This window comes from Marinobacter sp. (assembly GCF_046484525.1).
In the GTDB taxonomy this organism is placed as follows: domain Bacteria; phylum Pseudomonadota; class Gammaproteobacteria; order Pseudomonadales; family Oleiphilaceae; genus Marinobacter.
On sequence record NZ_JAWOIS010000071.1, the window covers coordinates 90945 to 97371 of the forward strand.

At 59.3% G+C, this 6427-nt stretch carries 4 protein-coding genes; all 4 read right to left on the reverse strand.

Annotation, left to right across the window (positions count from 1 at the left end):
* Positions 1–133: 133 nt before the first annotated feature.
* Genes R6W86_RS15380 through R6W86_RS15395 form a run of 4 tightly spaced genes read right to left on the reverse strand, consistent with a single transcriptional unit; the run spans position 134 to position 6313 of the window.
* Positions 134–448 carry a hypothetical protein gene (locus tag R6W86_RS15380; protein ID WP_410330235.1) on the reverse strand — a complete coding sequence of 105 codons (315 nt, stop codon included), beginning with the start codon at positions 446–448 and terminating at the stop codon, positions 134–136.
* Positions 449–451: 3 nt separating this feature from the next.
* Positions 452–3550, reverse strand: coding sequence for a hypothetical protein (locus R6W86_RS15385; RefSeq protein ID WP_410330236.1), 3099 nt, complete (start codon positions 3548–3550; stop codon positions 452–454).
* 56 nt (positions 3551–3606) lie between these two features.
* Positions 3607–4230 carry a DUF4123 domain-containing protein gene (locus R6W86_RS15390; protein ID WP_410330238.1) on the reverse strand — a complete coding sequence of 208 codons (624 nt, stop codon included), beginning with the start codon at positions 4228–4230 and terminating at the stop codon, positions 3607–3609.
* Positions 4196–6313, reverse strand: coding sequence for a type VI secretion system Vgr family protein (locus tag R6W86_RS15395; RefSeq protein WP_410330239.1), 2118 nt, complete (start codon positions 6311–6313; stop codon positions 4196–4198). The genes R6W86_RS15390 and R6W86_RS15395 overlap by 35 nt, the downstream gene beginning before the upstream one ends.
* Between the last annotated feature and the right edge of the window lie 114 nt (positions 6314–6427).

A 6427-nucleotide genomic window follows, 5' to 3' on the forward strand; every position in this document is an offset into this window, starting at 1 on the left:
AGGCAAACGCTCTATGAAATCGCCGCCTTCCAATGCCTTGGCGAAACCACCAGGGTCCTCAAGTGGCTTTTGTAACGGGATGGCATCGGATCGGAAGGCGTTGTCGTTATACTCATCCACCCGCTCCGACAAACTACTTTTGCCACTCGACATCCAGGTCCTCCATCGTGTGGGTCACTCTCCGGGTTGTGTACTTCTGTGCTTCTTGATGCCAGACATCCAGGGTAAAGGTGAATGACAACCGATTGACGCGGTAGCGGGTAGTTAGCCGCTCGTAATGCCCTCCAGGTGTCAAAGCCGACAACTGGGTATCAGCTATGAGGAAGTCGATAGCCTGACGATCAGGATCGTAACGCTCTTCAATTCCCCGGCCAATTCGACCAGAACGGGTGGCCAGGGTCTCAGTTTGCCACCCACCGGCCGGATTCGGGCCGAGGATGCGATACAACTCCTATTCAAAGATGATATCCAGCTCAATGTCGGCGGGCTCACCGGTTATCGCCAGGGCGGGACTGGCAAAAGTCAGGACACTCTGTGCATGCCCCTCCCATGCGTTTAGCCTATGCGCACTCAGCCATTCGGACATGCGTTCGTTTTCAATCCTTCGAAGGGCCACGGGAGTCATCGCCTTGACCAGTTCGATATAGGCAATGCCCTCATCCTCAAGCACATCATCCCTTTCCTCAGGGTCGCCCGAAAAGGGGCCTGCCCTGAGCCATTGGCTGACGGCATCATCCTTGAGTCGATAGTAGACGGCCTCTCCCAAGACATAGATCGCAAACCCCATTGCGGTGACATATCCAGAGGCGACTGTCCCACCCCATCTCGCCGCAACCGGTAGCAACCGTCCTAACGCAGCCTGAATGGTCTGAAGCGACGACCGTTCAACGGCACGACGACCCGCCGGGGTCAATATGCGGGCCGCAATGATATCTGCGCTGGTCATAGTAGCCACACCAGACGCCTGGATTAAGTGGGCGGCTCCAATTCCCCAACGACGGTTCACGAATGAGGCCACCGCATCACCCAAAATCAGGGCGGTGGTAAACATACCGGCAAGCCAGCTACCTGCTTCCAGGTGGTTACGAACAACCGAATTGGCGAAACGGTCATTCGAACTGAATTGTGCTGCCAAGCTCGTGAACCACTTAGCCTCTTTTTTCCACTCGGATATTTCTGATGCTATACGAGTAGTTTGATTCGGCAAGAGGGTCACCAGTTGAGCAGAGCTCAAAGCTAAATCAGTGAAGGCACTCACCGAACCCAAGAGTGTGCGCAGTGACCTCGGCTCACTGATCACTGCCTGATAGAGATTCCACAAATCAAACACCACCAGAATGCCCGGCAGCCCCACCGGACTGGTGGTACTTTGGTGCAGCCAGTGCCGTACTCTCTGGTCCTTGACCGTGCCGTCAAAAACATCAGCCTCGGCCAGTCTCAAAGACGCACCCACAGCTGCTCCGGACGTCAGGGTCTGACCGCTTTCATCCACAACTTCGAGCACCACAAACGCCCGGCCTTCCTCAGAGCCCTCCAACTGAACCCGGGTGTGGCCTGGAATCACCGTCTGGGCAAACCCTTCGAAAGCTCCCTGGATCCGGGTGACTTCCGCAGTGAATGTGGCGCCTTTCTGTTGGAGCGCTTTCTGGATCGTGCCTAGCCACCATTGGGCGATTCCACCAGCGATACCTGAAAAAGCACTGGCTGCCGATCCTGTCGAAGCAAGAACGGCGGCAGCCTCAGGCGCTCGGCTATCCTGCTGATGATCGTGAATTTCCCGGACAACGTTGGCTTCCAGCACCCGAAGAGCCTGACCTCGATCATCCAGGGCAGTAACGATTGCTTCCAAAGTTTCCGAAGTCGCATTGCCCACCACACACGCCCGGGTGTTATTGGTGAACGGGAGCAACATCGCTCCTATTGGGTGCTCTCCGAGGGCGATACTGAGCGCCAATACCTCAGCTTTCTGCCCCACTTCGTCATCAGCCTCCTGAGGCAAGAGCAACGGATCAATGCGCCCTGCGGGCAAAGACAGCACCTGAAGCAGGGGCACTGCGTGATAGAAACCAGCCACGGCATTGCCGGACTCCAGGGCAAACAGATCGCGGAGAACCGCGGTCAGGCCCTGAGGTTGCTCATTTTCAAGCATGCGAACCAACGCCGTCTGTGCCTCTTTCACAAAGTCGCGGATCGCTCTGCGTTCGACGTCATACATGGTTCGACAGAGCCGCCCCTCCTCGCTGTCATCCAGCCGGTTGTCGAACCAGCCACCGTCGATGTAGAGCGGATTATCACGACCGTCTGGCAGCATGCTGCGCCGGAAGTTGTTGTGGAACAGCTCCGCGGTGACGCCAAAGGGGCGTTTCTTGATGTTATCCACCAGAGCCAGCAACAGTGCGAGGGAGGCATTGATCTGACTCACGAGATGACGGGCAGCCTGCAGAGGATCCCTCAGGTGAAGGGTAAGCAGGTGACGGTTCCGGAGTGCTTCGAACGCGTCGACACCTTCAATTATCTCAAGCAGGGCGATGCCCCGGAGATGGTCATGGCGCCATTTCGGGAACAGGGACGGCGTCTCAATGAAATAATCAGCGTCAACGCTCGTCTCGTCCGACTCAATGGCGTCTCGTTGTGCCACCAACGCCTGCTGAGCCGCGCCGGTTTTCCGGCCCCTTACATCACCCAGCCAGTGTCCGGGGCAGGTGTGGTCGCGCTCGATCGCATCCTCTCGAGAGCGCATGGGCGGCATGTCATCCATCCGGCACCAGTCGGTACCGGGATGTCCCGGATAACGCCTCAGAAATGCCCGAACCGCTCGGGCGTCACGACATCGCTGGTTTCGAAGTGACTGATCCTCCTCCAGAGCCAGGACATATTTCCAGGACCACTGCGTCTCACTGAACGCCAGTTGCACCTCATCGTAAACATCACGGCCAAGCAGTCGAGCGGGCACGTGGATCACGTCGATTTCCGGCCCGACCGGCACACGGTTGTTCGCCCCATCGGCATCACTCGCCCGCACTGCGGCGAGATCCGCGTCACGCATGACTGGCGATCCATTGTCGACAGCCATGACGGCCAATTCACGCCACAGTCGGCCGCGGAAGAAGACATAGATCCAGCCGGTGCGCATGGGCGCCGGGATGGCTTCATCAAAGCCACTAACCGGCCGGGGCCGGGTGAGCTCGCCGGCATCGCAAAACAGGGTCGGATGGACGGAAACCATCAGATTGTCCTGATATTCCCGTTGAGGTGGCCTCAGGGTTAGCGGGCCAAACTCTTCATTCTCGATAACCGGAATGACGATCCGTTCGCTGGCATCCTGGAGTTCCAGCACAAGTGAACGCTTTCCGGTTGCTTCCAGATGGCCAGCGAGGATGGGGCCCTTTCGACCGCTACGATCGGCGCAGGGTTCCATGGGGATCACGTTTACCTGATCGCCGTTGCGCTCCTCGAGACAGTAGTGATGGCCTGCCAGAGATTGCTCTCCGGTGAGTTCAAGCCAGAACGTCCTGGACGGTGTACAGGGTGGTGCCTTGATGGCTGACATTGCTGAAGTTCCTTTTCTTCGGGCCCGCACTATCCTGCGCAGGCCGATCCTGGCGATTATCGGGAAAACCCGCGCACCGAGGTCAAGAGGCGTTCGAAGGAGGCATCCTGCTCATAGGTAAGGCCACGGAAGTCTGTCTTGATACCGACCATACTCGACCAATCAGGCCCGCCTCCGCGATCAATACTCCACATCAGCAGATCACCTTTTTCAATCAGGCTGACGAGCTCTTCAGGCCGGCACGTGGCCATCATCTCAAGAAAATGGCTATCGTAGGGGCGCAGAAAACACGGCCCGTAATGCTCCAGCTGAACCATCAGGCTTTTTCGGAAGCCGGCCAGTCCCGCATCCGGTTCCCGGCCGGACACAAGTACCAACACGGCTTCATCCGCCACCCATCGGGTGACACCATGCTGACAGAGCATGCTCTCGAGACCGGTCTCCACCACAATGGGACCGGCGTCTCTGTCCCGTTCAAAAGGCGTCTGATCAAACAGCCAGTACCAGTCCGGGTCATCCTCCAGAGTATAAATCTCACGGAGCACTTCACCCTCCTCATACCGGGCGGCGTCGATGATCAGCAGACAGCGTTGGTCCCGGGCAATCCGATGACGGTCAACGATGTGCTGGAAACCCGGGGCCGTTTCACGCATGTGGGGTACAGGGGCAGTCGCGGACATCGCAGGTTCCATCGAGTTTCTTCTGACACAGTTGCTGCGCAGGCGCTCGCTCCGACGCAGCCGTCAGCAGCGCAGCCCTGTGGCTGGTCGAGGCAACCCCGCCCGGTCGCTGGCCCATAGTGGCAAGCTGAGCAGGCGCCACGACGACGCCACCATCCCTGACCAATCCCGGCATATCCGGCATCTGCACCTTTTGCCCGCTGCCCCTGCCCGGCGAACCTCCTGCGTTCACTCTGATACTTGCGCCTCCCATGGCAACGCCACCGGGGTCGATCGTCACAAAGCTGCCTGCGGCCTTTAACGTGATCTCGGCACCGGCCTCGATCACCGCCTTCTGACCGGCCTTGATGTGCATCTCGGTGCCGGATTCACTGAGCCAGGCGGTGCCCGCTTTCAGGTGCAGGTTACCGGTCACGTTGAAACTGCGATCCTTTCCGGACTGTTCGCGCTTTTCCCCATCCACGATGTGATGACTGCTGCCTTTGGTGTGGCTATGAAAGTTTTTTTCCACGGTCAGGTGACTGTCGTTCCGGATGACCTCGGTGCGGTTATGCTCGATGAGCAGGTCCAGGTCTTTCTGGGCATGAAAATAGATCTGTTCTTCTTCGGCCTCGTCTTCGAAGCGCAGTTCGTTGCTGCCCTCCCCCTTGTGGGTTTTGGTTTTCAGGGTGGTGCGGGTCTTATGCTCCGGCAGTGAATACGGTGGTGTGTTAGTGGCGTGGTGGGTTCGGCCCGTGATGATGGGTTGGTCAGGATCCCCGTCCAGAAAGCTGACAATGACTTCATGGCCGATCCGGGGTAGTGCCATGAAGCCATACTGGCCGCCGGCCCAGCCCTGGCTGACCCTTAACCAGGCGCTGCTGTGTTCGTTGTTTTCCGAGTAGCGATCCCACGGGAAACGAACCTTCACCCGGCCGTGTTCATCGCAGTGGATTTCCTCACCCTCCGGGCCGGTGACAAGGGCGATCTGGGGGCCGTCCATGAGGGGCTTTTGCTCGCACTTCGGGCGCCTGGTTCTGTCTGCCGGAACCACGTTGAGGAAATTGTGGTAGGTGGTCGGTTCCTGACCACCCTCCTCCTCCAGGGCCTGGGGCTGTTTGCCGGTGTGGGTGACGGCGGTGAGCAACCAGTCCCGGTTCAGGGCTTCATTGTCGTGGTCGGTGAGCAAGAGTTTGGCGCCGGGTGTGAAGTCCGGCCGGTTGCTTTCGCCGTGGCCGGCACTGGCATCATTCCTCAGGGCATCCAGACGGGCCCGGGTGAACGGCTGGCCACTGGCATCGGCCTTGTAGCGGCCTGGGTAGTCGTAGTGCTGGTAGTCTCCGCGGTGATGGATGTCACCCGCATTGTGCTCGTGCATCAGGGCGTAGGCGGGATTCTTGAAAGTGTAATCCTTGAGCGCGACAGACGCAGCCCTCACCCGTTCCTCATATCGGAAACGAAAGATGCAGGGCTCGCGGGTACTGCCCCCGCCCCGGCCGTTGTAGGGGGCCGGCTCCAGCTTCGGGGCATCACCGTGGTGATCGGCAAACACCAACGCCGGTTGTTCTTCCCCGTCCACGCTCCCGTGCTGGTAGCGGCAATGCCAACCTTCTTCCGCCGCCAGGCGCTCGACAAAAGCCAGGTCGCTTTCCCGGTGCTGGACGCAGTATTCCCGCTCTTCCGGAGCTCGCTTGAGATCGAAAATCGTATCCACGATGCCCCGCTCTTCCAGCAGGGTGCGAATAATGGCCTCGGGACTCTGGCCCTGAAAGATGCGGCTGTTGTGCATCAGGCCCAGACGCCACAGCGGGGGCTGGAAGATGACTTCGTAACGGGTGCGGCGATGGCCGGTGTCACCCCGGGCGAATTCGTTGACCACGCCGGTGAAGCGGCGCAGGGGCTGGCCGTCCTGCCAGACCACCAGGTCCACAGGGTGTTCCAGCATGGATTCGGCAGAGACGTCGGGGTCGGTGCTGGCCAGTTCCAGCCGACCCTGGAACAGCTCGGAAAGGCTCTCGGTCAGCGCGAAGGCGACCACGGCGAAATGATCAGAGGGGAAGTCACCGACACGGGCGGTGAACTGCAGTCCGCTTGCCTGGGGCATGTCTTCAGTCCTTGAAGGGTTGACTCGGTCCGTTGAATCGGTGCGGGTAATGTGCCATCGGATCCTTGATGGGGGTGCCCGCGAAGTTGGAGAAGGTACCAGCGCGTTCGGAGA